Origin of the sequence: Candidatus Tisiphia endosymbiont of Hybos culiciformis (assembly GCF_964030975.1) — a bacterium.
Classification (GTDB): domain Bacteria; phylum Pseudomonadota; class Alphaproteobacteria; order Rickettsiales; family Rickettsiaceae; genus Tisiphia.
Genome location: NZ_CAXIQH010000001.1, coordinates 263,426 through 289,731 on the forward strand (window position 1 = coordinate 263,426; position 26,306 = coordinate 289,731).

A 26,306-nucleotide genomic window follows, 5' to 3' on the forward strand; every position below is an offset into this window, starting at 1 on the left:
AACCCAAATTTATAAAATAAATTTTATACTAACAAAAAAATTAGATAGAGTTATGCAGTTTTGCTGCAAGTATACGATGTATCATATACAACAAAGGATGAAAATATTGTCAATATTGGTAAGAAACACCATAATATTTATGCTATGATTGCCCCTGTTCTGTTCAATTCATTAGAGAACTCTGAGCAGAAAGCATTTAGCACTGCTTTAACGAAAGGTATAGTAAAAGATTCTAATGGGGTTAAAAGGTTAGGAAAATCTTTTCTAGAACTTAAAATAAACGAAGATATTAGGTTATGGGCAAGCAAAATTTATGAAAACGATAATAATGTTGTTTTAGTAGAATTTGATCACAAAACTAATCATGCTGGTATAAGAAAGGCACTTAAGAATACTATTAATGTTATGAAAGTTTCTGGTGCTACAGAAGATTATACACAGGAAGAAGATTGTACTTCAAACGCTGCTCAAGGATATGATCCTAACCCATATGATAAAGTATGTTGCTTGGGGGAAGAAATAGAAGAATCATAAAAGTTAACAGATATCTGTAATTCATCTTAGCTAGTCTCCCCGTCAAAAGTGCAAAAAATTCAAAAATTAGCACCTTAGCAAAAAATTTTTGTATAAAATTTTAGAGTTTAATTGTTCTGATGTAATTTTTTGATATAAAAAGATGATTTTTAGAAAATTTTTGCATGACGTTTGGCTCTGTCCAGAAAAGTGTGTAAATTTCGAGATAGGTTATATATAAAAATATAACAAAAAAGGAAATTACATGAATAAAAAAACAAATGAATCAATAAAGCAAGCAGTAGATTTATTAATAGATAATGATACAGATGTAAGCACAATACTGAAAGAAGGAGGATTATTAAAAGAATTGACCAAACGCTTGATAGAGAAGGCATTGCAGTCAGAATTGAATAATCATCTAGGCTATGATAAATACAGTCGTGTAGATAATGATAATGCTCGTAATGGTATAACTAGCAAAAAACTGATCTCCGAACATGGAGCGGTTGAGATAGAAGTACCAAGAGATAGGCGTAGTACCTTTGAACCAGCAATACTACCGAAAAGACAAAAACGTTTTGATGGTTTTGATGATAAAGTCTTATCATTATATGCTAAAGGTATGAGTGTATCTGATATTAAGGTTCAATTACAAGAGTTGTATAGTGTTGAAATAAGTGAGAGTTTAATCAGTCAGATCACCGATGATGTAATGGATGATGTAAAAGCTTGGCAGAGTAGACCGTTAGAAGAGATATATCCGATAGTATTTTTTGATTGTTTAGTAGTAAAAGTTAGGCAAGACAAAAGGATAATTAACAAGGCAATATATGTTGCATTAGGGATTGATTTATCTGGTAGAAAAGATATATTGGGATTATGGATCAGTGAAAATGAAGGGGCAAAATTTTGGCTTGGTAATTTTACTGAAATGAAAAATAGAGGATTAAAGGATATACTGATTGCCTGTAGTGATAATCTTACTGGTATGTCTGAGGCGATAGAAGCAGTTTATCCAAAAACAGAACATCAATTATGTATTGTACATCAGATTAGAAATAGTTTAAAATACGTATCATATAAAGATAGGAAGCAGGTGGCTAGCGATTTAAAGCCGATATATACTGCAGCAACGGAAGAACAAGCACATTTAGCTTTAGTATATTTTGAAGAAAAATGGAATAAACAATATCCACAAATTGCCAAATCATGGTATAATCATTGGGATAATTTAATGATTTTTCTAGGATATCCAGAGGCAATTAGAAAGGTAATTTATACCACTAATTCAGTTGAATCTGTTAATAGTCAATTGCGTAAAGTAACAAATAATAAGCGTGTTTTCCCTAGTGATAGTGCTGTTTTTAAAAGCTTATATTTGACAATTGACTATATGACCAAAAAATGGACTATGCCTATTCCCAACTGGAATGAAGCTATGGCTCATTTGATGATCAAATTTGAAGATAGGCTTAACAAAATTTAATGACCTATTTTGGAAATTTACACACTTTTCTGGACAGAGCCTGACGTTTTGTTAACGATTTTGTAATCGTTTGATTAATTTTCTTTATTTGCTAATTTTTATGTAGAAAAATTTGTTTTGAGCAGGTGATTAGCAATACACCGTAAGTTCAATCCTACAGCGGAAATTAACGGATTTATTATATCTCCTATTACTCCTTTTAAGTAATTTCTGCCAACTCTACCATAATGCTTAAGGTGTCCTATTATCGGCTCTATAGCACTTCTTCTCTTGATCATTGCCTTATCATCTGAGGATAGCTTCTTCTTGCAATATGGGCTATACACCTTGTCTTTTTCTTTAAAATTATTCCCCTTATAGCCTAAATCAACAAATGTCCTGGCTATTCCCACTCCTGTTAATTTCTTTACAACCTCTACAGTCTGCGATAATGTATGACCATCATATGGATTGCCATGAAATGATTTGGCCGCTAATACAAAATTACCTCGACCACTTACTGCTATCGAAACCTTGTTACCAAACTCATAGGGTTTGTTTAATTTCCCTTTACCTATGCACTCTACCTCCGGTGCGTGAAAACTATATAATACTTTATTATCCTCCTTATATCGCTCTTTCTCTGCTTTACTCAGTATAGATTGTGCCTGAATCTTTTTAATCTTATTTAGTATTTCTTGCTGCTTTAATGACAAACTTAACTTTGTTTTTGCTATTTCTCGCTGACATATTCTTATTAAACGACCCAGCAATATCTTTAAATGTTGCATTACCTTCTTACGTTTTTTGGCTTTACTATTATCCTTATATTTCCATAATTTTACTATGTCTTTTTTATATTGCTTGGCATATGTCTCATGTAACTTAATGCCTAAAGTATGACATAACTTTACTAGCTCTATTCTTGCCTTATCCATCAAATACACATCATGAGGATACTTAATATTCTTAATTTGTACTGTAGTATCAACGATTATCGATGCTAAGTCTTTTTTTTTAAGCACTCCGACTTTGCAACCAATTCTTGTTAATTCTTTTAATATCTCATTATATCCTTCTTCCCCTAATATAGCACGAAACCTTCGTATACTAGCTTCTGATATCTCAGCATCTTTCTGCAAATATTCCCAACCACAAAAATATTGCCAATATACGTTCTCTCTCAGCTCTTCTTCAGCTGCAGCATCTGACAGGTTATACATCGCTTGCAGCATAGTTACTCCAAGTAATAACCTGTGACATCTGCGATTCCTACCAAATTTCTTGATATTAACATTTGTCAATAACCATTCCTCTAAAACAGTCCAATTTATTAACGATCTTAATTTATATAACTTGTTATTAGGGTTTAATTCTTCGGTCAATTTATAACCAAAAAGCTGTCCTTGTTTTTGGGATTTTATTATATCTTCTATCGGCATAATTCATACAATCCATAAGGTTTCTGCCAATATTATAGCATTTTCTTATGGATTATCTAGATATTTTTACCCGCTAACCATATTATATATTATCCTTCTAGACTTTTGACGGGGAGACTAGCTAGGTGTACTAATTCTTTGCTCGACGGCTAAGCCAGCTTTGCAGATAAGTTTCTGCAATATCACTATTTTCTATTAATAAAACATTTTCAGCATTTCTATTATCAGCCGCGTTAGTAAAATTAAAGCTACCGGTAATCACCTTACTTTTATCAATAATCATAATTTTATTGTGAGCAATACCTGGTACTTTATCTATTGATACATCAATACCAGCCCGTTTTAATTCATGCATTTTAGAATATCTGTCATGTAAGTTACTACGATCCAATAATACCCTTATTTCAACACCATTTTGTTTAGCCTTAATTAATTGATCGACTATCTTTTGTGAAGTTAAACCAAATGCTTGAATATAGATACTATCCTTAGCCTTAGATATTTCTTGTGCTATTAATGAGCCACAACCAGATGGAGGGGTAAAACAAACATTTAAATTATCAGTTTCATTGTGAAAACTATGCCAAGAAGCTGTAGGGCTTATTTCATTATAGCCTACTCCAGTAGCAATACCGAGTAAGAACGATATTATCACTGGTAATTTTAGATTGTGTTTTTTTAATATTTTTTTCATTTTCTATAATGTTTACAGTATCTATAGTTATGCTCATAGGATTAGGTGATAAAGAACATAACGATTGTAAGTTGTCATTCCCGCGTAGGCGGGAATCTAGATACCTGCTTTCGCAGGTATGACACAAAGTTTGTATCACCTAATTCAATAGGTTTCACTATAAATTACTATAGCTAACCCTATTAACTCCGCCTATTAGTGAGAAGTAGCTTTGCTGTGACGAAGCAATCTAAATCTAGTCATTTTTATGGATTGCTTCGTCGCTACTATAAGTAGCTCCTCGCAATGACGTTTGGGTAAAAGTACTCGTCATTGCGAGACCACGTAGTGGTCGTGGCAATCCATATTCATTAGATTGCTTCGTTGGCTTACGCCTTTTCGCAATGACGTAAGTTTACTATGGATAAATACTAATCGGGTTAGCTATATAATCTTTGGATTTGATATTATCCTTCAATTTTTGAAAGTCATCGCCAGCATGATAAGAAGAACGGGTTAATGGACTGGCAGAAACCATCGAAAACCCTTTGACCTTGGCTATTCTTTCCAAATATTTAAATTCTTCTGGAGAAACATATCTAGCAACTGCTGCATGATTTTTGGTTGGTTGTAAATATTGCCCGATAGTTAAGAAATCAACTTTAGCTTCCCTTAAATCGTCCATCACTTGCATAATTTCATCATTCGATTCTCCAAGCCCAACCATCATGCCTGATTTAGTAAAAATCTCAGGATCTAATTTTTTTACATTATGCAAAAGACTTAATGAATTGTAATACCTAGCTCCTGGTCTAATAGTTTTGTACAAAGAAGGTACTGTTTCTACATTATGATTGTAAACATCAGGTTTTGCTGATACCACTATGTCAGCTGCTCCATCTTTCTTAAGAAAATCTGGTGTTAAAACTTCAATCGTAGTATTAGGAGAAGCTAGTCTTATTTCTTTTATACAATTGGCAAAATGTTCAGCTCCACCATCATCTAAATCATCCCGATCAACTGAAGTAATTACCACATGTTCAAGCCCTAATTTCATCACAGCTTGAGCTAATCTTTGTGGCTCATGCGGATCGAGTAAATCGGGACGACCAGTTTTAACATTACAAAAACGGCAGGAACGAGTACAGACAGATCCCAAAATCATAACCGTAGCATGTTTTTTTGCCCAACATTCTCCTATATTAGGGCAGGCAGCCTCTTGACAGACTGTATTTAATTTTAAACTCTCAATTATCTTTCTTGTATCATGATATTGATGTGAGTTTGGTGCTTTAACCTTTATCCAATCAGGTCTTTTAATAGTTGGTATTTCTTCTATTTTGACTATGTTTGACATATAATCCTACTTATTAACTTACGCATAACCCCTATGGCAATTTAAAAGTTGCAGAAAAGGACAATACGTTCGCAATGACGCCAGGCTGTTTTTTCTATGATTTTTAAATACCATGCTAAGGTGAATTATTAAACAAATTGTTTTATTGGTAGTTTAATTATATCTGTAAGGCAAATACTATTATCACAATTATAGGATAATTTCGGTTCAATAGGAATCTTACAGATTAAAGGTATATTATACTCTTTGGCAAAATTTTCTCCACTATTGCCACTAAATATCTGGGTTTTCTTTCCTGAGCTTGCTTCAATTAAATAGCTCATATTTTCTATAATACCTAAAATTGGTAAGTTAAATTTTTTGTATAAATCAATTGACCTAACGACATCTATTGCCGCCATTTTTTGTGGAGTGGTTACTATTATTACTCCATCTAATTGGTAATTTTCTAAAATACTCAAGTGAATATCACCGGTACCAGGGGGCATGTCAATAATTAAATAATCTAACTCCTGCCAATGAGTGAGAGATAATAGCTGGTAAATTGTCTTGCTAGCCATTGGACCACGCCAAACAATAGCAGAATTATTATGAATAAGAAATCCAATAGAAATAATTTCAATGCCCCGCGATTTTAAAGGGGTCATTTTATTATACACTATTTCTGGTACATCACTAATACCAAATATTTGTGGAATTGACGGACCATAAATATCAGCATCCACTATTCCTACTTTATATCCTTCAAGATTTAATTGTTCGGCTATCAATGCGGTTATAGTAGATTTACCAACTCCCCCTTTACCAGATGCCACCAATATTACCTTTTTTACTCCATCAATGAAATATTTAACTTTTGGATTAGTTGATTTCTTAGCTAAGTTTTTGCTGCTAGTCAAAGCTATGGTTATTTTGCCGATATTAGCTATTTCATTTAATTTATTGATGGCTTTAATTTTTATTTCATCTACTTCCTTAAGGTTCTTGCCAAAAATATCAATTGCAAATCCAATATTTTTATCCTTAATTACAATGTTAGATATAATATCGATTAATTTCGTATTGTCACTAAAGGTAATATTGGAAATTTTATTTAATATTTGTTGTTGGTTTATATCAATCATCGTTTTTAAATTAAAGTTATATTATAATAGGTTAGGTTTTTTTGGTAACGAACTTGACGCAGTTAGAGATACAAGATATAATTATATACTAGATTTATTTTATAAGATATTAGTGCTAACTATATTTAGTGATATAATATACAAATTAACAAAATAGCAATAGCAGAAAATGTTTAATCAAATTTTAAAAAAATCCCCTTGGGGAGATTCCGAAGAGGAAGAAAAAAGTGAATATAATATATTTACTAGACCAAGGAAAAAAAATAAGTTTAATTTTCACGAGTTTTTCAATAACTTTGGTTTCAACAACAATATAATGATATTAGTATTTTTATCATTAGTTGGCATTTGGTTTGCTTCCGGAGTTTATGAAGTTAAGGAAGGAGAAGAAGCAGCTGTAATGAGGTTTGGTAAGTTTGTTCGCAAAGGATCTCCTGGTTTGAATTATCACCTTCCTTTGCCGTTTGAACAGGTAGTAGTTGAGAAGGTAAACCAATCTCGGAGAATTGAGATTGGTTATAGATCAACAAGTAACCTTAAACCTAATATGGATAGTACAAAAGCTATGACGGCTGAGAGTACTATGCTTACAGGCGACGAGAATATTGTGGCACTAAATTGTGACGTAATGTGGCATATTAGTGATTTGGAAAAATATATTTTTAATATTGTCAATCCAGAGGATTCGGTAAAAACAGTTGCTGAAAGTGCGATAAGAGAAGTTATTGGCAATACTCCTATCTCTTCAATATTATCAGACCAGAAACAAGAAATAACTAATAAAATTGAAGCTTTAACTCAAAAAATCCTTGAGCATTATAATGCTGGTGTTGGTATTGAAAAAGTGCAGTTACTAAAAGCTGAACCACCAGCTGAAGTAATCGATGCTTATAGGGATGTACAAACTTCTAAAGCTGATAAAGAACGTGAGATAAACCAAGCACAATCCTATAATAATGATATTTTACCTAAAGCAAGGGGTGAAGCGGCTAAAATAGTGCAAGAAGCAGAAGGTTACAGACAAGAAGTTATTTCAAAGTCTGAAGGAGATAGTAAGAGATTCGCTGCTGTCTATACACAATATGTTGCTAATAAATCGATAACTAAGGATCGTCTTTATCTGGAAACTATAGAAAAAGTTCTAATGGGTACCAGCAAGGTTATTATGGGTACTAATGGCGTTTTGCCGCATATGGCAATTCAGCAAAATAAAATTAAGGAGTAGTGCCAGATGAAGACAATTTATTATATAAGTTTTGTAGCTCTTGTATTATTCCTATCAGTTATTAGTGCTTTGTTTACTGTTGACCAACGCCATTCTGCTGTAGTATTTCAATTTGGCGAAGCGGTAAGGACAATTGAGAGTCCTGGATTAAATGTCAAGATTCCATTTATTCAAAATGTTGAATTTTTTGATAAACGTATCTTAAATGTAGAGGCAGAGGCAAAGGAACTAACTGCTTCTGATGGGAAAAGGGTAATCGTTGATGCTTTTGCCAAATTTCGTATTGTTGATCCTGTGATGTTTTACAAAACTGTTCATAACTATCAGGGGGTTAAAATTAGGCTTAATAAAAACCTAGAATCTTCGATGAGAAAAGTTATAGGTAGATTACCTTTAACTAGCCTTCTTACCAGTGAAAGGTCTGAAATAATGTCAAATATCTTAAATCAAGTTAATCAAGAGGCAAGAAATTTTGGACTTGATGTAATTGATGTTAGAATTTTAAGAGCTGATTTGCCGAAAGAAAATAGTGCGGCAATTTATCGCCGTATGCAAACTGCTCGTGAAAAAGAGGCGACTCAAATAAGAGCTGAAGGGCAAGAAGAAGCAGCCCGTATAAGATCCAGAGCTGACAAAGAAAGTAAAATATTGCTTGCTGAAGCTTATATGCAATCTCAAATTATCAAAGGAGAAGGTGATAGGGAGTCAGCCAAGATATATAACCTTGCTTATTCTGTTGATCCAGAATTTTATAAATTTTATAGATCGTTGGAAGTATATAAGAATACTTTAAAGAAAGATGATACTTCTTTTGTATTGTCTCCAGAAGCGGAGTTATTTAGATATTTAAATTTAGGGAAATAGTAATTTAGTTAACCCGATTAGCATTTAGCCATAGTAAACTGGCGTCATTGCGAGGGAGGTGTGAGCCGACGAAGCAATCCATTTCTAATCACTTTCCTGGATTGCTTCGTCGCTACTAAAGTAGCTCCTCGCAATGACGTTTTACGTATAAGTTCCTGTAAGGAAATATTTGAGTATATGGACAGGTTTAAACTACGGTCAATTTTTGCAAATAATTGACAGATTGTGTTAATTAGATAGATGATATGGTTCAAAATATTATTAAGTGTAATAATTTACTGAAATATTTGGTTATAGCTCTGCTGATGAGCCTATGGCTAGCATTTTCTGCTTTTGCTGAAGATATTTCGTTAAATCAAATTCCATTAACTAAGGATGCTGCTGCTCCTGAGGAATCTAGTAATTTACAGTCAGTGCCAGTAAAAGTTGAACCCTATAAATATAGTTTTGCAGACATTGTTGAGCCACTTATCCCGGCTGTGGTAAATGTGTATACAGTGCAATATAGTCAAAAATCAGACCAGAAATCAGAAGATTTTCATAAGAAATCTTTTGAATATTTTCCGTTCGATTATTTAAATGAACTTTTGGAGCGTTTTAATCTACCTTTTAATTTTGATGAGATGTATTCAAACCCTAAATCTGTTCCCCTTGGTTCTGGTTTTATTATAGATTCGGCTGGTTTTATTGTTACTAACCATCATGTAGTTGCTAATGCGGATGAGATACACGTAAAATTAACTGATAATAGAGAGATGTCAGCTAAATTGGTAGGTAGTGATCAAAAAACCGATCTTGCTCTTTTAAAAATTGAGGCAGAAAGTCCTTTGCCTTTCGTAAAATTTGGTGATTCTGGTAAGGCTAGGGTAGGGGATTGGGTTATTGCGATTGGTAATCCTTTTGGTAGACTTGGGGGAACTGTAACTGTTGGTATCATATCTTCAAAAGGACGCGATATTGATAGTGGCATAGTAGATGATTTTATACAAACTGATGCGGCTATCAATAATGGTAATTCTGGTGGACCAATGTTTAATATTAATGGCGAAGTTATAGGAGTCAATACGGTAATGTTCTCACCTTCTGGAACTAATATTGGTATTGGATTTGCCATTCCATCTAATACTACCAGATCAATTGTTAACCAGCTAAGGCAAAATGGGAAAATTAATCGCGGTGGGCTTGGAGTAATAATTCAAGAAGTAACTAATGAAATAGCTGAAGGATTTGGGCTAAAAGAAACCTCAGGAGCATTAGTAGTGGAAGTACAAAAGGATGGTTCAGGTGAAAAATTTGGTATAAAGCCTGGAGATGTAATAATAGAGTTTGCTGGGCAACCAATAACAAGTTCAAGAAGGTTACAGGTAATGGTTGCTGAAGCTACTGTTGATCAAGAGGTAAAAATTGTTATCGTACGCGATGGTAAGAATCACGAGCTAAATGGTAAGATTAGTCAGGAAGAGGAACCAGAGCCTAGAAAAGTAAGCGATGAGGTGAGTGATAAAACCTCTATTGTAAAAAGTAATATTACTTTCAGTAATTTATCCGATAATCTTAAACAAAAATTTGCCATTGGTAGTAAAGCCAATGGTATTATTGTAACTGACCTTCCTAAGGATGAGAAAAATTATAAATTTAAAATTGGTGATTTAGTAGTAGCATGCAATCAGCAGCCAATAGTTTCTATAGAGCAATTAAATTTATTATATGAGAATGCACGAAATATTAAAAAACAAAATATAATTTTGTTGGTACAGAGACGGGGTGTGTCTCTGTTTATAGCTTTGCCGGTAACAAATTGACTTATATAGCTAATCCGAATAAGTTCTTAAATGTCATTGCGAGGAGCTACTTTAAGCGACGAAGCAATCCAAAATACCAGAAGTGGATTGCTTCGTCGTGCTTACACACTCCTCGCAATGACGATTGTGTAGCATAGTATCCTTTTTTTGCTATTTTTACGATAGAATAAAAAATGTAGGGTACTATGGTGCAGGAATGGCACTAAAACTGTGATGTCATCCCTGCGTAAGCAGGTATCTAGATTCCCGCTTATGTGGGGATGACAACTTACAAGCTTTTTAAATTTCTAAAATATAATTTTTACTATGGATAATAATGTTAAAATATCAGTATTAAGTTTTTATAGTTTTACTAAACTAGAAAATCTTGAGGTTTTGTTACCAAAGATTTTACATCTTGGCAAGAAAAGAGGCGTTAGAGGTACTATTCTTTTAGCTCTTGAAGGGTTTAATGGTTCAATTTCTGGTACAAAAGAACAGGTAAGTTTTTTACTAGATGAAATTATCAGCCTTACGTTAGCAGAAGATGTAAATATTAAAATAAATTACTGTGACATTCATCCTTTCCAAAAATTAAGAGTAAGGCTTAAAAAAGAAATCATTGCTATGGCAGTTGGAGATATTGATATTGCTAGTCTTAAGGGAGAATATATTGAGCCAAATGATTGGGACAAGTTTGTTAGCCAAAATAATGTGGTAGTAATAGATACTAGGAATGACTATGAAGTATGTATCGGTACTTTCAAAGGTGCTATAGACCCAAAGACAGAGACGTTTAAACAATTCCCAAAATGGGTAGAACAAAATAAAGACTTACTTGTTGGGAAGAAAATAGCGATGTATTGTACTGGTGGAATTAGGTGTGAAAAATCAACAGCCTACTTAAAGAAACTTGGCTTTAATGATGTGTACCATCTTAAAGGTGGTATTTTACAATATCTAGAAGATACACATAATCGTAGCAATCTATGGCAGGGAGAGTGTTTTGTATTTGATGATAGGAGAGCTGTAGCAAGTGACTTGTCGCCAGCTGAAGGGCATTGGTTGCAACGTGCTGATTGATATATTATGTTAAAACGCAAAAGGTTTCCTTCCCGCGAAAGTATGGTTCTAGATTCTCGCATACGCGGGAATGACAAGGGAGTGCGGGAATGGCACTAAAACTGTGATGTCATACCTATGAAAGATGTCATACCTGCGAAAGCAGGTATCTAGATTCCCTCCGTCAAGTTATTTAAAAAATTATTATATTTTTTTAAATTTATACTTAGTGCTAGTCACATTTTATTCTATAGTGATATTGTTTTCAGATTTAGCACTATTAGGATAAAACCAAATAAGGAGTACCCCTAGTAATAAAGAGAGGTTTAGCAGTAAATTCCATTCTGTCATGGACATACCAAATAATTTAACTGTTGCTTTGGTACAAGTCGTGACCGGTTGGCTATAAAATATCTCTTTAATATTTTGGATGGATAAGTGTTTTGGAATATGGATTAAAGTTGAACAAAGAGTGCTTGGTGCAATTATTCCTCTTTCCACGGCACTATGATAGCCTGCTAATATGCAAGCACCTAATAAGTTTAGAACGATAAAAAATAAAGTATATTTGCTTATTTTTTTAATAATTAGTGCTACAACTGAAATCTTGATGATAAATAAATATGGGAATCTTTGATAAATACACAAAGGACAAGGTGTAAAATGTAGTATATATTCGATAAAATAAGCTAAAAATAAGGCAAAGATGCATGTACAAATTAGGGCTATATGTAAGACTCTAAAGCTGTCTTTACGAATAAAATGGACAATAGAAGGAATAGTCATAAGTAAATACTAATTTTTAAGCTGCTATTGTCTAAGAATATTATAAAAAACTCAAGAGATAAATTTATAAATTTACATAAAACCATGTATACTTATAATCTTGGTATACGCAAATGATTTGGAGAATTGGAACATATAGCTAATCCGAATAGCACTTAGTCATAGTAAACTGACGTCATTGCGAGAAGCCACTTTAGTGGCGACGAAGCAATTACGTTTTGTGTCATCCCTGCGAAAGCAGGTATCTAGATTCCCGCCTTCGCGGGAATGACAACTTACAATTGCTTCGTCGGTTTATGCCTCCTCGCAATGACGCTATTTGATGTGCTGATTTTACTTGGACACTAGTGTGAAGTTTTGTGGAACCAATTTTTCAAAGCGGACGTGTATGGGAAAAATTAAACTATATGGAAATGGATATTATAGATGTCAGAATTAGAAATTTTAGAAGATGCGGTTAAGTCAAACGCTTGGACTTTTTTAGAAGCAAAAAAAATATTAGATCAGCTGGGTGGTAAAACCCCCGCTAAAGGTTATGTATTATTTGAAACAGGCTACGGACCGTCAGGATTACCACATATAGGTACATTTGCAGAAGTTGCTAGATCTATAATGGTGCAAGAAGCATTTAAACAACTATCGAATATTCCAACTAAGATGTTCTGTTTTTCTGATGATATGGATGGTCTGCGTAAAGTTCCCAATAATATCCCCAATCCTGATATGATAGCACCACATATTGGTAGACCCCTGACATCTGTGCCAGACCCTTTTGGTGAATGTGAAAGTTATGGACATTACATGAATGCTAAACTTCGCTCATTTCTGGATAGGTTTGGCTTTGAATATCAATTTGTTAGTAGTACAGAATGTTATAAATCCGGTTTATTTGATCAGATGATGCTGAAAGTCATAGACAAATATGATGAGATAATGGATCTAATGTTACCAACCTTTCGAGCTGAAAGAAAAGCAACCTATTCACCTTTCATGCCGATTTGTTCAAAAACTGGTATTGTCCTACAAGTACCTATTACCAAAACTGATCGTTTAAACGGCACTATTAGCTATCAAGACGAGGAAGGGAAATTGGTTGAAGTTCCTGTGACAAAGGGGCATTGCAAATTACAATGGAAACCTGATTTTGCTATGCGTTGGGCTGCATTACAAGTTGATTATGAAATGTATGGTAAGGAGCATATGAATAATGCTAGGTTATATTGCGAGATTTGTCGAATCTTGGGTGGAGTTGAACCAGTACAATTTTTCTATGAATTATTTCTCAATGAAGATGGAGAGAAAATTTCTAAATCTACAGGCAATGGTATCACAGTTGATCAATGGTTACAATATGCCCCTATGGAAAGTATGGCACTATTTATCTATCAAAATCCAACAAGAGCCAAACGCTTACATTTTGACGTAATACCTAAAAATGTTGATGAATATATTACATTCAATAAAAAATATCACTTAGAAACAGATCAAGTAAAGCGTTTTGCCAATCCAGTACACCATATTCATCATGGCAATGTGCCTATTATCGAAACTTTTGGCATTAGTTTTAGCTTATTGCTTAACCTAGCATCAGTTTGTAACCCGGAAGATAAATCGGTACTCTGGGGGTTTATCAGTAAATACGCTCCAGATGCGACGAAGCAAAATGCTCCGTACCTTGATCATTTAACAGATTTTGCCATTGGTTATTATAATGACTTTATTAAAGCGAATAAGTGCTATTTAACTCCTAATGATCAGCAGAAAATTATTTTACAAGAAATCAGCACTATGTTATCTGCTTTACCAGTAGATATTACTTCCGAGCAGATTCAAGAGAAAATTTATGATATAGGTAATAATCATGGCTATAGTAATTTGCGAGATTATTTTAAAGAATTATATCAAATATTACTTGGGCAAACTGAGGGACCAAGGCTTGGGTCTTTTATTAAACTTTTTGGTATTAAGGACACTATAAATTTGATTGATGAAAAAAATAAGACTTGACCAGCATTTAGTAGAACGCCAATTAGTTGATGATATTAACGTAGCACGAAGCTTAATAATACAAGGCAAAGTATATGTTAATCAGCTCCAAAATACTAAACCAGGTACTGGAGTATCAACTGATACTCGTGATATTATTATAAAACGCCCGATACATGATTATGTATCACGAGGGGCGTTAAAATTAATTGCTGCTCTAGACCATTTCAATATTGATCCACAAGGGCTAGTTTGTCTAGATATAGGCTCTAGTACTGGTGGGTTTACTGAGGTTTTACTCCGTAGAAATGCCGGAAAGATTTTTGCGGTAGATGTAGGATATGGTGAACTACATCATAAACTACGTAATAATCCTAAAATTTCAGTAATTGAAAGAACTAATGCCCGGTATTTAACAATTGAGCAAATTAGTTTGCCACCAGATATGATCGTTTGTGATGCCAGCTTCATTAGCCTTACCACCATATTACCTACTGCATTTGGTTTAGCAAAAGATAATTGTAGTCTAGTTGCTCTAATTAAGCCCCAATTTGAAGTAGCAAAGAATGAGGTCGGGAATGGTGGCATTGTCAGAAGCCAACTCTTACACCAAAGAGTATGTGACAAAATTCAACAATGGCTAGAATCAAATTATCATTTCAACATAGTTGGGATAATACCCAGCCCTATTCTAGGAGCAAAAGGTAACCAGGAATTCCTAATTTATGGACAACGTAGTACAAGCTAGATTGCTATACCCTACATTTTTTATTCTATCATAAAAATAGCAAAAAAGTTGTCATTCTTAGCAACGGCGGGAATCTAGATATAGTGAAACCTATTGAATTAGGTGATACAAACTTTGTGTTAACCTTGCGAAAGCAGGTATCTAGATTCCCGCCTTCGCGGGAATGACAACTTACAATCGTTATGTTCTTTATCACCTAATCCTATGAGCATAACTATACCTGCCTACGCAGGGATGACACCACAACTGTCGAAAGTTAGAAGGTAGAGCGGGTTTAGAGGTCATCATGGCAGTTTAAAAGTTGTGGGAAAATAACTGGCGTCATTGCGAGGAGTGTGTAAGCACGACGAAGCAATCCACTTCTGGTCTTTTGGATTGCTTCGTCACCACTAAAGTGGCTCCTCGCAATGACGCTTGTGTAGCATAATATCCTTATAATTTTTTGCTATTTTTACGATAGAATAAAAAATGTAGGGTATGAGTTAAACCTCGTAGGTATCAGGGCAGTTTAAAAGTCGCAACTAATGATATAAAATACTAGATTATAGAAACGAATAACCGTCATCGCGAGCCACGAAGTGGCGTGGCGATCCAAATAAACAGCTTGCTGTTTTATTTTTGCCGTTGCAATTTTTTGGATTGCCGTGTCGTAGCGAAGCGGCTCCTCGCAATGACGTTTATGCATTTCTCAAAACAGATTCTTGTATAATTAGTTGCGACTTTTAAACTGCCCTGCGTAGGTATAGACATAGAAAGTATTGTATAGTTATGTCTATAGGATTAGGTGATAAAGAACATAACGATTGTAAGTTGTCATTCCCGCGAAGGCGGGAATCTAGATACCTGCTTTCGCAGGTATGACACAAAGTTTGTATCACCTAATTCAATAGGTTTCACTATAAAATGTCATTCTAAAAAGTACGCTGCGGTTCAAGGTGAGGCATCTCTTTCAAATTCCTCAGCATAAGCGAGTTTTCAAGAGAGCCAATACAAAAGCTAACCCTTGCAGTATGAGCGGTCTATTTAATCTCTTTGATGTGGTCATCCCTTCTAAAGCACTGCTATAATTTTTGGTGACTTAGTATATTTCTGGTAGCGAGGGAGGGATTTGAACCCCCGACATGCGGATTATGATTCCGCCGCTCTAACCAACTGAGCTACCCCGCCATGATGGAAAGAGCTTCAAGATAAGTGTAGTCTCAAGAAAAAGCAAAGAACAATTCTTTTGCTTTAAAGAATTGTTCTTGAAAATACCAGAATCTTGCATAATTATACCAAAGTGCTGTTAACCCATCTAGTGAGTATAAGCAGTTTCCAATATTTGTCCCGCGTAACGCGGGAAAAGTTTAACGTTTAGAGAACTGTGTACTTTTTCTTGCTTTATGCTTACCATATTTTTTCCGCTCTACAACTCTTGAGTCTCTTGTTAAGAAACCAGATTTACGCAAAATACTGTGAAATTCTGGAGCGATCTTATCAAGAGCTCTAGCAACACCATGCAATACAGCTCCCATTTGTCCTGACATTCCGCCACCTTTGACAGTACATATTACATCATATTGTCCAGAAGTTTTGGTTACAACGAATGGCTGTAAGAGAGATTGGGTATGAGTTTCACGAGTGAAATATTGTTCAACATTTTTTTTGTTAACAATTACCCTACCACTACCACTTTTTAACCATACTCTGGCAATTGCATTTTTTCTTCTGCCTGTACCATAAACTTTGTTATCACTGTTTTCTACAGACGTTTTTTGCTTAACTAACTTACTCTGAACTGTAGCGTTTTTGGTGTTTTCGCTTTGAAGCTTTAATGTTGTCATAATTCACTATTTTTTATTCTTTGTATTTTTGCTTGCAAAATCATAAAGCTCTGGTTGTTGGGCTTCATGTGGGTGTTCATTCTCTGCGTAGACATATAGATTACCCATCTGCTTTGATCCTAGAACGTTTCTTGTGATCATTCTTTTTACAGACAGTTTAACGACACGTTCAGGATGCTTACCAGCCAGAATTTTTCCAGCAGTTGTATCTTTTATTCCGCCCGGGAAACCAGTATGACGATAATAGATTTTACCATCTTTAAGAGCTGATTTTTTACCCGTTAAACAAATATGTTTGGCATTAGTTATTATTACATAATCCCCACAATCTAAATGAGGGGTGAAGGAAGGCTTATGTTTACCGCGTAAGATTTTAGCTACTTCACTGGCAAGCCTACCCAATACAAGGTCTTTAGCATCTATAACCCACCACTTTTTTTGAATTTGTGATGGTTTTGCAGAATAAGTTTTCACGTTATATATCTTTATTAATTAGAATTATACTTGGAAATAGTGCAAGAATTACCGTTGCCATTATCCCAATCTGAGCTATATTAAATAGCATTATACCAAGTGTTTTGTCAAGATAAATGTACAATATATTAAATTATACCATAATATAATCTCTTGACTAATCTATCAGCATAATTTTTTTATCAGTAGTAAAATACATAGTACCACAACATGTTTTACCATGATATTCAATATTTTTAGTAATTTTACTAATCACCGGGGTAGTATTTAAATTACCATTAATATCTGCTTGGAAACTATATAATTCACCTTTAGTAGAAATAATATTTAAATTCCAATCTTTTGCCTCTACGCTTACTTTAGCAGTTATCGGGGCTAAAAAGGATGAAGCTTTAACTCTTCTGATATCTTTTCCATCGTTTAGATCTGCTACAAACTTAACCTTACCAAATTCAGTGCTTATAGCAGCCACTTGTCCAGCATTATTTGTTATAAATAAACTATTGCCAGCTAAAGACATTGATTGTACGTCATAAGCTTTAGTTTGCCAGAGGATATTACCCGTTATAATGTCTAGCTTTATTATCTTGCCAGCACTATTAGCTATATATATGTGAGAGTTATTGATAATGGGTTTACATAATATAAAAGCTGCCTCGAAATTTGGTAAACCTATCTCTTGCTTGCTAGATAAATCGTTACTCCATAAAATTTTGCCGCTATTAGCTTCTAGAGCAAGAATTTGCCCTGAATTATAATTTACTATCACATAGCCATTTTGTACTATTGGAGCAACATGATAACTTGATGATAAAGTTTCAATTATGCCTTCATGTTGCCAAACAAAATTTAATTTCTTAATATTAATAGCTAATATTTGATTAGTTATTGTTTGAACTATAATAGTATGATCATTAATTAGTACTGGTTTTATTCTGGTAATATCAGGTAGTTCTTTTCTGATTATTTCATGACCTGACTTACTATCTAAAACTACCAGGAATCTTGAACCATAGGTAACGTATAGCTTGTCATTATGGTATAAGATCCCGCCACCAACATAATTATCACTTTTGTTAGCACTTATATTATATGACCAAATAATAGATTTGTCTTTCATAGAAAAGGCGGAGACATTACCTTTACTATCTATGGTATAGACAACAGCTTTCTTAAAAATTGGCTCGGCTATTATTTTATGTTTTGTAACAGTATATTCCTTATTCTGAAGCATTTCAGAGATAAATATATTTGATTCTATAGTAGAATCTATTTGAATTGCTTCATTACTTTCTACAGATAATCTAGGAGTTAATTCTACAATATTTTTTGTTTTGTTAGCTCCCAGACCACAAGAAGTTAGAACAAAAGGTAGTAAGAAAATAATTAACCGTTGTTTTATAATATTTATCCATGGCAAACTAGCGTCATTGCGAGAAGGCGTGAGCCGACGAAGCAATTGTAAGTTGTCATTCCCGCGTAGGTGGGAATCTAGATCCCTGCGTTCGCAGGGATGACACAAAAAGGATTGCTTCGTCACCACTGAAGTGACTCCTCGTAATGACGTTTGTGAATTGGAAGTAATATTAGTCATCTTAGCTATAAGTTGTTTTATCATAATTTTGACCCTTATTATTGTAAATTTGCAAGTAAAGCTTTAGCCTGCTCTTTAACTGTTTGAGTTGTACTTTCTAGTGAGATTAACTTTTTTAAAGTATTTTCTGCTAAATCTTTTGAATTATTTCTAATATACCAAGTTGCTTTGATAATATTTGCGGTACCAAAGAATGGTTTATTTTCATCATCAAAATAATTTAAATATTTCTCGATTTCATTATTGTTTACATCAGACGAATTTGGTTTGTCTATCATTAAACTCAACCAAACTAGATGAGCATATGCACTTGTTAATTCATCATAATTATTGTTATCAATAACTTCTTTTAATAAAGTTCTGGCTTCAATAAAGTCTCCTTGGTGTATTTTGATACTAACTTGCTCGATAACAGCTAAACCATTTGCTTTATTACTACTTGTTGCCATTAAATTATCCAAAGACTTTATGGCAAGATCTTTATTATCATTAATAAGAGCAATAGATTTAACTAAAATATCACCTGTCTTTTGGTTATTCTCTATTTCCTTTCTATCTCGCCAATTATTTATTAACATAAATAATATCACTATAAGTGTGAGGATTATAGTGATAGGAAGAAATTTTTTAAAATAATAAAGTTTTTTTTCTTCATTTTTATCGCTTAAAACTTCTTGTAAAAGGTCAGTCATGTTTATTTACCAATTATTATTCATATTTTCGTTCATATAGCTAACCTGAATAGCATTACTCCGTCATTGCGAGGAACACAGGGTGAAATTTGCACCCTCGCAATGGCACTATTTCTGCTATTGTTTTGCACCCTTGAAACCCTAGTACTCATAAGCCTTTCTCCTCTAATTTTAATTAATATTTTGCACATTATTTTAACTTAATATATTGGTCAATTTCTTGTAAAAATTGAGGAATATACCCAAAAATCTACTATAAAACTACTATAAAAATATTATTTTTAAAACCATACTTTTAGTTGAATTATTGTTATAATAGTCAATAAAAATATATTAATTTAAATACCTAATTAACTTTATATATTGTTACATAATTCTATTAATTATATTAATTAATTATGTAACAAATTTAGTTTAGCTAGATATATGACACCAGTTCATTTCATCTTCCAAAAATACAACAACCAGAGCTACCAAATGCTAACCCTCTTGAAAAGCTGCAATAACAATTTTAGTGGCTGTTATTAGATCAACACTATTCTAAAGAACTTTAAAAAAAATCTTAGTTTTATTAAAAAATCCCCTTTACTCTGCGGAAAAATAATAGTATTTGTGAAAGACGATACTACGTGGTGTAGTGTCAAGCACCGAGGTTAGAAGACAATCGAACAAATTTCACTCTAACCTCAGTGTCTATTTTCCGAAAAACAAAAAACAGGATTTAACTCTATGCCCTCCTATATTAAAAATCAATAAAAAACCACTTAATCTAAATAAAAAATATCAATAACATCATCAGTGACAACACTGTTGAAACTAATAACATAATTGAGGTAGGTATATGACAACTTTTAATTCGCATTTTACTCAAGACACTGTAAGTAAAATTATTCTTCCTAAAACTAAACAAGATTTTTATAATGATACCAAAGAAAAGGGCTTGTTTCTTATTGCAAGCAAAAGAAGTAAGACTTTTTACTTACGTAAAACAGTGGAGAAGAAAGGTCGTAGTCGTACAATTAACTTAGGTAGATTCCCTTATATTTCGGTACTAGAAGCAAGGAATAAAGCTGCTGAACTAAAAAACCAGATAGCAAAAGGCATTAACCCTCTTGAAAAATTAGCTATTACAAATAATCCAATAGATGATAAACTAACCAAGTTAACCGTTAAAGAGTTCTTTGATAAATATATTGAAGAACACTGTAAACGTAAGAATAAGGGCTGGAAGTCTGATATTGCTAAAATGACTCTATATGGTAAAGATTATTATGAAATAAAAATATCTACTGTGACAATGGATGATATTCAGAAAACGTTTAATAATATTAGTAATAATAGAGGTATATATAGTGCTAACAACTTTCTTAAGTTATTTAGTGCGATGTTCAATAGAGGTATTAGATGGCAAATGTTAGATAAGAATCCAGCAAAGGATATTGAGAAAAATCTAGAAAACGTCAGAGAAAGATATATTGCAACCCAAGAGGAACTGTCAAGGTTCATTAATGTAGTTATTGAGAAATGTACTAGGATAATTGCGGATGTGATATTAATGCTATTATTCACTGGAGCAAGGAAAAGTAATGTTTTTTCTATGAAATGGCAGGATATTAATTTTGAAAATATGACATGGTCTATACCAGCTAAGTCTGCTAAAAATAATAAAACACAAAGAGTTCATTTAGTGAACTCCGCCCTAAGGATATTGACAGGAAGAGAAAAAGAGAATAATAATAAATCAATATGGGTATTTCCTAGCGATCAGAGTAAAAGTGGTCACATAGCCTCCCCTGATTATATTTGGCAGAAAATTTGTAAATTGGCTGGTATTGAAGATTTAAGGATACATGATTTAAGAAGAACACACGGCAGTTGGATGCGTAAAGTTGGAGCAGATAGAGAGATAATAGCTGAGGCTTTAGGTCATAAGGATCAAAGGTCAACTGGAGTATATGATATTATAGGGAAGGAGCAAGTTAGAGAGTTCCAGGACAAATCTGCGGTTCCATTAGACAAGATTCTAGAAGACCGTATACTTGCAGCAAAACTGCATAACTCTATCTAATTTTTTTGTTAGTATAAAATTTATTTTATAAATTTGGGTTCCTACTATGCAAATACCATCAATTACTATTGAGCAAGTAGCTCAGCAATTTAAAGCCTGGCGTCAAACTAAAACTAACAAGTTTGATCCCATACCAAACCATCTAAAGGAATTAGTTCGCCAGCTACTCCATCACTATTCTTGCAAAGATATAGCCAAACATCTCAATATTAATAAAACAATAATTAGTTCAATTCAACGTATACTTGCAGCAAAACTGCAACAAGATATTAATTTCCTTCCATTTCAACTAGTAAATTCTATAGATAGTCTCCCCGTCAAAAGTCTAGAAGGATAATATATAATATGGTTAGCGGGTAAAAATATCTAGATAATCCATAAGAAAATGCTATAATATTGGCAGAAACCTTATGGATTGTATGAATTATGCCGATAGAAGATATAATAAAATCCCAAAAACAAGGACAGCTTTTTGGTTATAAATTGACCGAAGAATTAAACCCTAATAACAAGTTATATAAATTAAGATCGTTAATAAATTGGACTGTTTTAGAGGAATGGTTATTGACAAATGTTAATATCAAGAAATTTGGTAGGAATCGCAGATGTCACAGGTTATTACTTGGAGTAACTATGCTGCAAGCGATGTATAACCTGTCAGATGCTGCAGCTGAAGAAGAGCTGAGAGAGAACGTATATTGGCAATATTTTTGTGGTTGGGAATATTTGCAGAAAGATGCTGAGATATCAGAAGCTAGTATACGAAGGTTTCGTGCTATATTAGGGGAAGAAGGATATAATGAGATATTAAAAGAATTAACAAGAATTGGTTGCAAAGTCGGAGTGCTTAAAAAAAAAGACTTAGCATCGATAATCGTTGATACTACAGTACAAATTAAGAATATTAAGTATCCTCATGATGTGTATTTGATGGATAAGGCAAGAATAGAGCTAGTAAAGTTATGTCATACTTTAGGCATTAAGTTACATGAGACATATGCCAAGCAATATAAAAAAGACATAGTAAAATTATGGAAATATAAGGATAATAGTAAAGCCAAAAAACGTAAGAAGGTAATGCAACATTTAAAGATATTGCTGGGTCGTTTAATAAGAATATGTCAGCGAGAAATAGCAAAAACAAAGTTAAGTTTGTCATTAAAGCAGCAAGAAATACTAAATAAGATTAAAAAGATTCAGGCACAATCTATACTGAGTAAAGCAGAGAAAGGTATACTTGCAGCAAAACTGCATAACTCTATCTAATTTTTTTGTTAGTATAAAATTTATTTTATACATTTGGGTTCCTACTATGCAAATACCATCAATTACTGTTGAGCAAGTAGCTCAGCAATTTAAAGCCTGGCGTCAAACTAAAACTAACAAGTTTGATCCCATACCAAACCATCTAAAGGAATTAGTTCGCCAGCTACTCCATCACTATTCTTGCAAAGATATAGCCAAACATCTCAATATTAATAAAACAATAATTAGTTCAATTCAACAAGCCCATCAACCTTCCCTCAAAACTTCTCCTACCTCAACTTCAAATAAAGTTCTACAACACGATATTAATTTTCTCCCATTTCAACTAGTAAATTCTATAGATACTGATCCTGTGGCTACTCCCAAACAAAATTACTACACTTGCCACATTATTAAGCCAAATGGTACCAAGCTTATTATTCAAACACTAGAGCTAAAAACCATAATTCAAACATTTCTATGCTGCAACTAACCCCTCAGTCAGTTATTTTTGTTGCCACTATTGCCATCGACTTTCGTAAGGGTATCGATGGTTTAATAGCTGTTTGCAGACAAAAACTTTCTTCCAACCCTCTTAATGGTTCCTTGTTTTTATTCTATAATAAAAACAGAACTGCCATTAAAATTTTGTCCTTTGACGGTCAAGGCTTTTGGTTATGCTCTAAACGCCTATCCAAAGGTAAATTTACGGCAAAACTTTCCCCATCTGATAATTCATCTTATCAGATTTGTTATAGAACCTTACACATTCTTATTCATAATGGCGATCCTAGTTCTGCCAAACTCTCCAATGATTGGCTTCCTGTCATTTAAGCTGCCGTCTCGATTAATTCCGTATTATTTATATATCTTGCATAGGCAAAAGGTGTATAATTCGTAGGATGCTTCTTTGCTTTGCTACTCTGCTCTTGCAGCCAATTTAAATATTTAAATGCATTGATCCCGTTCTCACTACAAGTCTTTACTATACTATACAGACCACTATGTATCTCAGCACTATTGATTGTTTTAAAGAATAATGAATTCTTCCTTTGTAAAATAATGGTACGTAGTGACCTCTCAGCCCAATTATTATCAAGACTGCTAACTGGAATTTTCAAAAATTGCGTCAAACCTTCTTTATTATTTAACCAATATTTCATAGCTTGCCCAAACCTACTATTAGGCTCAACTTTCTTGTCGTTAAATAATTCGTCTATTTTGTTATATATGTTTTCTATATATTTACTGCTATGTTCCTGATGGTACTTCAGCTTTTCCTCAAGGCTCATCTCTTTACATTGATGTTCATTATGGTAAATCTCACCAGTTTGTTTGAGAAAATATCCGCATTCTTCAGGATAGTATGGTTCATTATCTGTAAATTTCCTCTGTCCATGTGATAAACAGTTGATCATAATTATTATTGCTAGTAATTCTTTATCTGCTTCTGATAATACTGGGTTATTATTGTTACTTGCATCAGTCATTAAATGAATAGAATCAGTCCTATTCTTACGATTCTTTAGTACGTTACCAATATTTTCCCCGCCATGCTTATTACCGGTAAAATATAAAACTATCACCTCATTATTGGCAGTCTTAGCACATATAGTAGTGGTATAACAGCTGCGTCCTTTCTTATTTTGAGTACGTAATTTTTTATTGGCTACAGTAATTTCTAAAATTCTAGCTCTAGTATCATCAAGATTCAGTGAGCTACATTCGGCAGCCATTTCCAATAATACCCTGTAAATTTCAGCTCCACCACCTTCTTGCCAAACATCTAAATATTGTTGCCACAACGAGCTATATGATACAGGAACCCCGCTTAAACTTTGCAACCTAGATAAACGATAGAAGGGAGTACCGTAGGTCTTTTGTAACACTATTGCACTTTTGCTACTATTTGTCCATTTGTTGATATTCTTATTGTTCATAACTGTATAATCGCAAGCATTACAGCGTAACGTTTTCTTTACATATCTGTTGACTGTAATTGGAGCATTACCTGTAAATTGTAGCAATTTTCTAGCTTCACTATTATAGAGTTTACCATTATCACAGTGAGGACAGCTATCACCACTACAAAAATTCTCAGGAGCTAAATAGCTGGTATTTGCATCCTGATAATCATCAAATCCATATTTACCTTGCCAATTACTGCGATCTCTCTTCTTGGACTCATCGTACTCTTCTTCATTACCACCATTCTTATTATCAGATTCACTCGGTGGTTCTTTTAATGAATCTGAACTATCTTTTTTTTGTTATCTGCCTTAAAACCAATCATCATCTCCTTAAGCTTATTTATACTGATGTTTGATGATGCTAGCTTGTCTATTAGTTCGTTACAAAATTTCACAAGTTCTATCACCGCTTGCTGATCATCTCCTGTTAATGAACTTGCCTTAATATGTTGTATTAGTTCTTCTCGTTCCTCAGCACTTAAGGTCGCTACTTTTGGCTTTTTCATTTTGATTCATTCATTACGTTTAATAATTGAAATGTTATAGTATAACTGATAGTTTTTCAACCAGTTTTTTTACTAATCGGTGATATTTGCATAGTAGGAACCCAAATTTATAAAATAAATTCATACTACCAAAAAAATTTAATAGAGTTATGCAGTTTTGCTGCAAGTATACCGTTTATCGAACCTAAGGAAAATGATTTTGTTTATTTTGACCCGCCTTATTACCAAGCTGGGGAAAGATTTTATACTAGATTGCCATTTGATGAGAATGAACAAATTAGACTTAGAAATTTCGTTAAAGAACTAACTAGCAAAGGTGTAAAATTAATGATTTCTAATAGTAATACTGACTTTATCCGAGAAATATACCAAGATTTCACCATAAATACTATTGACGCCAAATATGCCCTAACCGGACAGAAGAGTATCACTAGAGAGCTTGTAATTACTAATTATCGAACAAGTTGATTGCTGCTGATTATTAAATATACTTATATTTAAGCTCTCTTATTTGTGCTGCAATTCTTTTTCCTTTCGTTACCGTGCTTCATTCTTCCTTTTTCCTTATATTATCCGCATTTTTGTTCATTTCTGTTTGAGGGGTTACTGTATCTTCTGGCAACATTAGGTCTTGTATAACTTTTTCCATAAATTCTTCAACTTCAGCTTGATCACTCTCTATAGAATCATATATTTTTGTTGATCTTATATCTTTAAGACCTAAAGCCTGCATTAGCACCTCTTTATTTGCTCCAGCTTTACGCATTAAACTACCGTGTGTTCTTCTTAAATCATGGATTCTTAAATCATCAATACCAGCTAATTGGCAAATTCTCTTCCACGCTCTTTTAGGTTCTTGTAAATGATCGCTACTATTATTGCCAGGAAATACCCATATTGATTCA

At 33.4% G+C, this 26,306-nt stretch carries 30 protein-coding genes, 1 tRNA gene and 1 pseudogene; 16 read left to right on the forward strand and 16 right to left on the reverse strand.

The window, feature by feature from the left end; genetic code table 11:
* Positions 1–60: 60 nt before the first annotated feature.
* On the forward strand, positions 61–534 hold the full coding sequence (locus ACQH2P_RS01595; RefSeq protein WP_425362730.1) for a hypothetical protein: 474 nt from the start codon (positions 61–63) through the stop codon (positions 532–534).
* Positions 535–778: 244 nt separating this feature from the next.
* A complete protein-coding gene (locus tag ACQH2P_RS01600; protein WP_425362497.1) occupies positions 779–2,002 on the forward strand; it encodes an IS256 family transposase in 1,224 nt (407 codons plus the stop codon).
* A gap of 98 nt (positions 2,003–2,100) precedes the next feature.
* On the opposite strand, the gene ACQH2P_RS01605 is transcribed toward ACQH2P_RS01600, so the two are convergent.
* The gene (locus ACQH2P_RS01605; RefSeq protein ID WP_425362593.1) at positions 2,101–3,423 is read right to left on the reverse strand and encodes an IS5 family transposase; all 1,323 of its coding nucleotides are present in this window, start codon (positions 3,421–3,423) and stop codon (positions 2,101–2,103) included.
* A 130-nt stretch (positions 3,424–3,553) separates the two neighbouring features.
* Positions 3,554–4,117, reverse strand: coding sequence for a phospholipase D family nuclease (locus tag ACQH2P_RS01610; protein ID WP_425362731.1), 564 nt, complete (start codon positions 4,115–4,117; stop codon positions 3,554–3,556).
* A gap of 45 nt (positions 4,118–4,162) precedes the next feature.
* On the opposite strand from ACQH2P_RS01610, the gene ACQH2P_RS01615 reads away from it, so the two are divergent.
* The gene (locus ACQH2P_RS01615; RefSeq protein ID WP_425362732.1) at positions 4,163–4,294 is read left to right on the forward strand and encodes a hypothetical protein; all 132 of its coding nucleotides are present in this window, start codon (positions 4,163–4,165) and stop codon (positions 4,292–4,294) included.
* Between the two features lie 220 nt (positions 4,295–4,514).
* Here the strand turns inward: ACQH2P_RS01615 and lipA are convergent, their stop codons facing one another.
* Together lipA and ACQH2P_RS01625 are read right to left on the reverse strand one after the other, a co-directional pair.
* Positions 4,515–5,453 (reverse strand): lipoyl synthase, encoded by a 939-nt coding sequence (gene lipA, locus ACQH2P_RS01620; protein WP_425362733.1) that lies wholly within the window; start codon positions 5,451–5,453, stop codon positions 4,515–4,517.
* A gap of 128 nt (positions 5,454–5,581) precedes the next feature.
* Entirely contained in the window at positions 5,582–6,577 is a 996-nt protein-coding gene (locus tag ACQH2P_RS01625) for an Mrp/NBP35 family ATP-binding protein (RefSeq protein WP_425362734.1), read from the reverse strand.
* A 169-nt stretch (positions 6,578–6,746) separates the two neighbouring features.
* Here ACQH2P_RS01625 and hflK point away from each other — a divergent pair, with 169 nt between their 5' ends.
* Complete coding sequence (gene hflK / locus ACQH2P_RS01630; RefSeq protein WP_425362735.1) at positions 6,747–7,802, forward strand: FtsH protease activity modulator HflK; 1,056 nt, start codon at positions 6,747–6,749, stop codon at positions 7,800–7,802.
* Between the two features lie 6 nt (positions 7,803–7,808).
* Positions 7,809–8,666 carry a protease modulator HflC gene (gene hflC, locus ACQH2P_RS01635; RefSeq protein WP_425362736.1) on the forward strand — a complete coding sequence of 286 codons (858 nt, stop codon included), beginning with the start codon at positions 7,809–7,811 and terminating at the stop codon, positions 8,664–8,666.
* Positions 8,667–8,710: 44 nt separating this feature from the next.
* On the opposite strand, the gene ACQH2P_RS01640 is transcribed toward hflC, so the two are convergent.
* Positions 8,711–8,920, reverse strand: coding sequence for a hypothetical protein (locus tag ACQH2P_RS01640; RefSeq protein WP_425362737.1), 210 nt, complete (start codon positions 8,918–8,920; stop codon positions 8,711–8,713).
* Between ACQH2P_RS01640 and ACQH2P_RS01645 the strand changes: the two genes are divergently transcribed.
* Both ACQH2P_RS01645 and trhO read left to right on the forward strand, forming a co-directional pair.
* A complete protein-coding gene (locus tag ACQH2P_RS01645) occupies positions 8,912–10,468 on the forward strand; it encodes a Do family serine endopeptidase (RefSeq protein ID WP_425362738.1) in 1,557 nt (518 codons plus the stop codon). The genes ACQH2P_RS01640 and ACQH2P_RS01645 overlap by 9 nt on opposite strands.
* 306 nt (positions 10,469–10,774) lie before the next feature.
* The gene (gene trhO / locus ACQH2P_RS01650; protein ID WP_425362739.1) at positions 10,775–11,530 is read left to right on the forward strand and encodes an oxygen-dependent tRNA uridine(34) hydroxylase TrhO; all 756 of its coding nucleotides are present in this window, start codon (positions 10,775–10,777) and stop codon (positions 11,528–11,530) included.
* A gap of 222 nt (positions 11,531–11,752) precedes the next feature.
* Here trhO and ACQH2P_RS01655 read toward each other — a convergent pair whose 3' ends face one another.
* Positions 11,753–12,295, reverse strand: coding sequence for a disulfide bond formation protein B (locus ACQH2P_RS01655; protein WP_425362740.1), 543 nt, complete (start codon positions 12,293–12,295; stop codon positions 11,753–11,755).
* 426 nt (positions 12,296–12,721) lie between these two features.
* Here ACQH2P_RS01655 and ACQH2P_RS01660 point away from each other — a divergent pair, with 426 nt between their 5' ends.
* Positions 12,722–14,302 (forward strand): lysine--tRNA ligase, encoded by a 1,581-nt coding sequence (locus ACQH2P_RS01660; RefSeq protein ID WP_425362741.1) that lies wholly within the window; start codon positions 12,722–12,724, stop codon positions 14,300–14,302.
* Entirely contained in the window at positions 14,283–15,029 is a 747-nt protein-coding gene (locus tag ACQH2P_RS01665) for a TlyA family RNA methyltransferase (protein ID WP_425362742.1), read from the forward strand. The genes ACQH2P_RS01660 and ACQH2P_RS01665 overlap by 20 nt, the downstream gene beginning before the upstream one ends.
* A gap of 28 nt (positions 15,030–15,057) precedes the next feature.
* Here the strand turns inward: ACQH2P_RS01665 and ACQH2P_RS01670 are convergent, their stop codons facing one another.
* Positions 15,058–15,225, reverse strand: coding sequence for a hypothetical protein (locus ACQH2P_RS01670; RefSeq protein ID WP_425362743.1), 168 nt, complete (start codon positions 15,223–15,225; stop codon positions 15,058–15,060).
* A 312-nt stretch (positions 15,226–15,537) separates the two neighbouring features.
* Positions 15,538–15,714 (reverse strand): hypothetical protein, encoded by a 177-nt coding sequence (locus ACQH2P_RS01675; RefSeq protein ID WP_425362513.1) that lies wholly within the window; start codon positions 15,712–15,714, stop codon positions 15,538–15,540.
* Between the two features lie 99 nt (positions 15,715–15,813).
* On the opposite strand from ACQH2P_RS01675, the gene ACQH2P_RS01680 reads away from it, so the two are divergent.
* The gene (locus ACQH2P_RS01680; protein ID WP_425362744.1) at positions 15,814–15,996 is read left to right on the forward strand and encodes a hypothetical protein; all 183 of its coding nucleotides are present in this window, start codon (positions 15,814–15,816) and stop codon (positions 15,994–15,996) included.
* 123 nt (positions 15,997–16,119) lie between these two features.
* Here ACQH2P_RS01680 and ACQH2P_RS01685 read toward each other — a convergent pair.
* The 5 genes from ACQH2P_RS01685 to ACQH2P_RS01705 all read right to left on the reverse strand — a co-directional run bounded on the left by ACQH2P_RS01685 (position 16,120) and on the right by ACQH2P_RS01705 (position 19,612).
* Positions 16,120–16,196: transfer RNA gene (locus ACQH2P_RS01685), tRNA-Met, on the reverse strand.
* Between the two features lie 179 nt (positions 16,197–16,375).
* Positions 16,376–16,852, reverse strand: coding sequence for a 30S ribosomal protein S9 (gene rpsI / locus ACQH2P_RS01690; RefSeq protein ID WP_425362745.1), 477 nt, complete (start codon positions 16,850–16,852; stop codon positions 16,376–16,378).
* 6 nt (positions 16,853–16,858) lie between these two features.
* Positions 16,859–17,326: a 50S ribosomal protein L13 gene (rplM, locus tag ACQH2P_RS01695; RefSeq protein WP_425362746.1), complete on the reverse strand. Its 468-nt coding sequence runs from the start codon at positions 17,324–17,326 to the stop codon at positions 16,859–16,861.
* A 157-nt stretch (positions 17,327–17,483) separates the two neighbouring features.
* Positions 17,484–18,728, reverse strand: a complete 1,245-nt coding sequence (locus ACQH2P_RS01700) for an outer membrane protein assembly factor BamB family protein (RefSeq protein ID WP_425364078.1) — start codon at positions 18,726–18,728, stop codon at positions 17,484–17,486.
* Positions 18,729–18,958: 230 nt separating this feature from the next.
* On the reverse strand, positions 18,959–19,612 hold the full coding sequence (locus ACQH2P_RS01705; RefSeq protein ID WP_425362747.1) for a DUF2659 family protein: 654 nt from the start codon (positions 19,610–19,612) through the stop codon (positions 18,959–18,961).
* Between the two features lie 841 nt (positions 19,613–20,453).
* Between ACQH2P_RS01705 and ACQH2P_RS01710 the strand changes: the two genes are divergently transcribed.
* The 5 genes from ACQH2P_RS01710 (at position 20,454) to tnpB (ending at position 23,759) form a co-directional block, all read left to right on the forward strand.
* On the forward strand, positions 20,454–21,680 hold the full coding sequence (locus ACQH2P_RS01710) for a tyrosine-type recombinase/integrase (RefSeq protein ID WP_425362748.1): 1,227 nt from the start codon (positions 20,454–20,456) through the stop codon (positions 21,678–21,680).
* A gap of 46 nt (positions 21,681–21,726) precedes the next feature.
* Positions 21,727–22,017: a hypothetical protein gene (locus ACQH2P_RS01715; protein WP_425362654.1), complete on the forward strand. Its 291-nt coding sequence runs from the start codon at positions 21,727–21,729 to the stop codon at positions 22,015–22,017.
* 89 nt (positions 22,018–22,106) lie between these two features.
* A complete protein-coding gene (locus ACQH2P_RS01720; protein WP_425362653.1) occupies positions 22,107–22,946 on the forward strand; it encodes a transposase in 840 nt (279 codons plus the stop codon).
* A 46-nt stretch (positions 22,947–22,992) separates the two neighbouring features.
* Positions 22,993–23,418, forward strand: coding sequence for a hypothetical protein (locus ACQH2P_RS01725; RefSeq protein WP_425362592.1), 426 nt, complete (start codon positions 22,993–22,995; stop codon positions 23,416–23,418).
* A complete protein-coding gene (gene tnpB / locus ACQH2P_RS01730) occupies positions 23,406–23,759 on the forward strand; it encodes an IS66 family insertion sequence element accessory protein TnpB (RefSeq protein ID WP_425362591.1) in 354 nt (117 codons plus the stop codon). Before ACQH2P_RS01725 ends, tnpB begins: the two co-directional genes overlap by 13 nt.
* On the opposite strand, the gene ACQH2P_RS01735 is transcribed toward tnpB, so the two are convergent.
* Positions 23,756–24,865 (reverse strand): IS66 family transposase, encoded by a 1,110-nt coding sequence (locus ACQH2P_RS01735; protein ID WP_425362652.1) that lies wholly within the window; start codon positions 24,863–24,865, stop codon positions 23,756–23,758. The genes tnpB and ACQH2P_RS01735 overlap by 4 nt on opposite strands.
* A 302-nt stretch (positions 24,866–25,167) precedes the next feature.
* Complete coding sequence (locus ACQH2P_RS01740; RefSeq protein WP_425362589.1) at positions 25,168–25,401, reverse strand: hypothetical protein; 234 nt, start codon at positions 25,399–25,401, stop codon at positions 25,168–25,170.
* 114 nt (positions 25,402–25,515) lie between these two features.
* Here ACQH2P_RS01740 and ACQH2P_RS01745 point away from each other — a divergent pair, with 114 nt between their 5' ends.
* The gene (locus ACQH2P_RS01745) at positions 25,516–25,869 is read left to right on the forward strand and encodes a DNA adenine methylase (protein ID WP_425364079.1); all 354 of its coding nucleotides are present in this window, start codon (positions 25,516–25,518) and stop codon (positions 25,867–25,869) included.
* 79 nt (positions 25,870–25,948) lie between these two features.
* Here the strand turns inward: ACQH2P_RS01745 and ACQH2P_RS01750 are convergent.
* Positions 25,949–26,305: pseudogene (locus ACQH2P_RS01750) on the reverse strand (tyrosine-type recombinase/integrase); the annotation flags it as partial.
* Position 26,306 lies beyond the last annotated feature (1 nt).

Coding starts and splice junctions, on each gene's coding strand:
- rpsI (WP_425362745.1), bottom strand. CDS start 16,852: ATGACAACATTAAAGCTTCAAAGCGAAAACACCAAAAACGCTACAGTT.
- ACQH2P_RS01665 (WP_425362742.1), top strand. CDS start 14,283: ATGAAAAAAATAAGACTTGACCAGCATTTAGTAGAACGCCAATTAGTT.
- ACQH2P_RS01710 (WP_425362748.1), top strand. CDS start 20,454: ATGACAACTTTTAATTCGCATTTTACTCAAGACACTGTAAGTAAAATT.
- ACQH2P_RS01735 (WP_425362652.1), bottom strand. CDS start 24,865: ATGAACAATAAGAATATCAACAAATGGACAAATAGTAGCAAAAGTGCA.
- ACQH2P_RS01645 (WP_425362738.1), top strand. CDS start 8,912: ATGGTTCAAAATATTATTAAGTGTAATAATTTACTGAAATATTTGGTT.
- ACQH2P_RS01715 (WP_425362654.1), top strand. CDS start 21,727: ATGCAAATACCATCAATTACTATTGAGCAAGTAGCTCAGCAATTTAAA.
- ACQH2P_RS01720 (WP_425362653.1), top strand. CDS start 22,107: ATGCCGATAGAAGATATAATAAAATCCCAAAAACAAGGACAGCTTTTT.
- ACQH2P_RS01600 (WP_425362497.1), top strand. CDS start 779: ATGAATAAAAAAACAAATGAATCAATAAAGCAAGCAGTAGATTTATTA.
- ACQH2P_RS01705 (WP_425362747.1), bottom strand. CDS start 19,612: ATGACTGACCTTTTACAAGAAGTTTTAAGCGATAAAAATGAAGAAAAA.
- hflK (WP_425362735.1), top strand. CDS start 6,747: ATGTTTAATCAAATTTTAAAAAAATCCCCTTGGGGAGATTCCGAAGAG.
- ACQH2P_RS01625 (WP_425362734.1), bottom strand. CDS start 6,577: ATGATTGATATAAACCAACAACAAATATTAAATAAAATTTCCAATATT.
- ACQH2P_RS01740 (WP_425362589.1), bottom strand. CDS start 25,401: ATGAAAAAGCCAAAAGTAGCGACCTTAAGTGCTGAGGAACGAGAAGAA.
- trhO (WP_425362739.1), top strand. CDS start 10,775: ATGGATAATAATGTTAAAATATCAGTATTAAGTTTTTATAGTTTTACT.
- ACQH2P_RS01605 (WP_425362593.1), bottom strand. CDS start 3,423: ATGCCGATAGAAGATATAATAAAATCCCAAAAACAAGGACAGCTTTTT.
- lipA (WP_425362733.1), bottom strand. CDS start 5,453: ATGTCAAACATAGTCAAAATAGAAGAAATACCAACTATTAAAAGACCT.
- ACQH2P_RS01655 (WP_425362740.1), bottom strand. CDS start 12,295: ATGACTATTCCTTCTATTGTCCATTTTATTCGTAAAGACAGCTTTAGA.
- ACQH2P_RS01725 (WP_425362592.1), top strand. CDS start 22,993: ATGCAAATACCATCAATTACTGTTGAGCAAGTAGCTCAGCAATTTAAA.
- ACQH2P_RS01610 (WP_425362731.1), bottom strand. CDS start 4,117: ATGAAAAAAATATTAAAAAAACACAATCTAAAATTACCAGTGATAATA.
- hflC (WP_425362736.1), top strand. CDS start 7,809: ATGAAGACAATTTATTATATAAGTTTTGTAGCTCTTGTATTATTCCTA.
- tnpB (WP_425362591.1), top strand. CDS start 23,406: ATGCTGCAACTAACCCCTCAGTCAGTTATTTTTGTTGCCACTATTGCC.
- ACQH2P_RS01660 (WP_425362741.1), top strand. CDS start 12,722: ATGTCAGAATTAGAAATTTTAGAAGATGCGGTTAAGTCAAACGCTTGG.
- ACQH2P_RS01675 (WP_425362513.1), bottom strand. CDS start 15,714: ATGCATAAACGTCATTGCGAGGAGCCGCTTCGCTACGACACGGCAATC.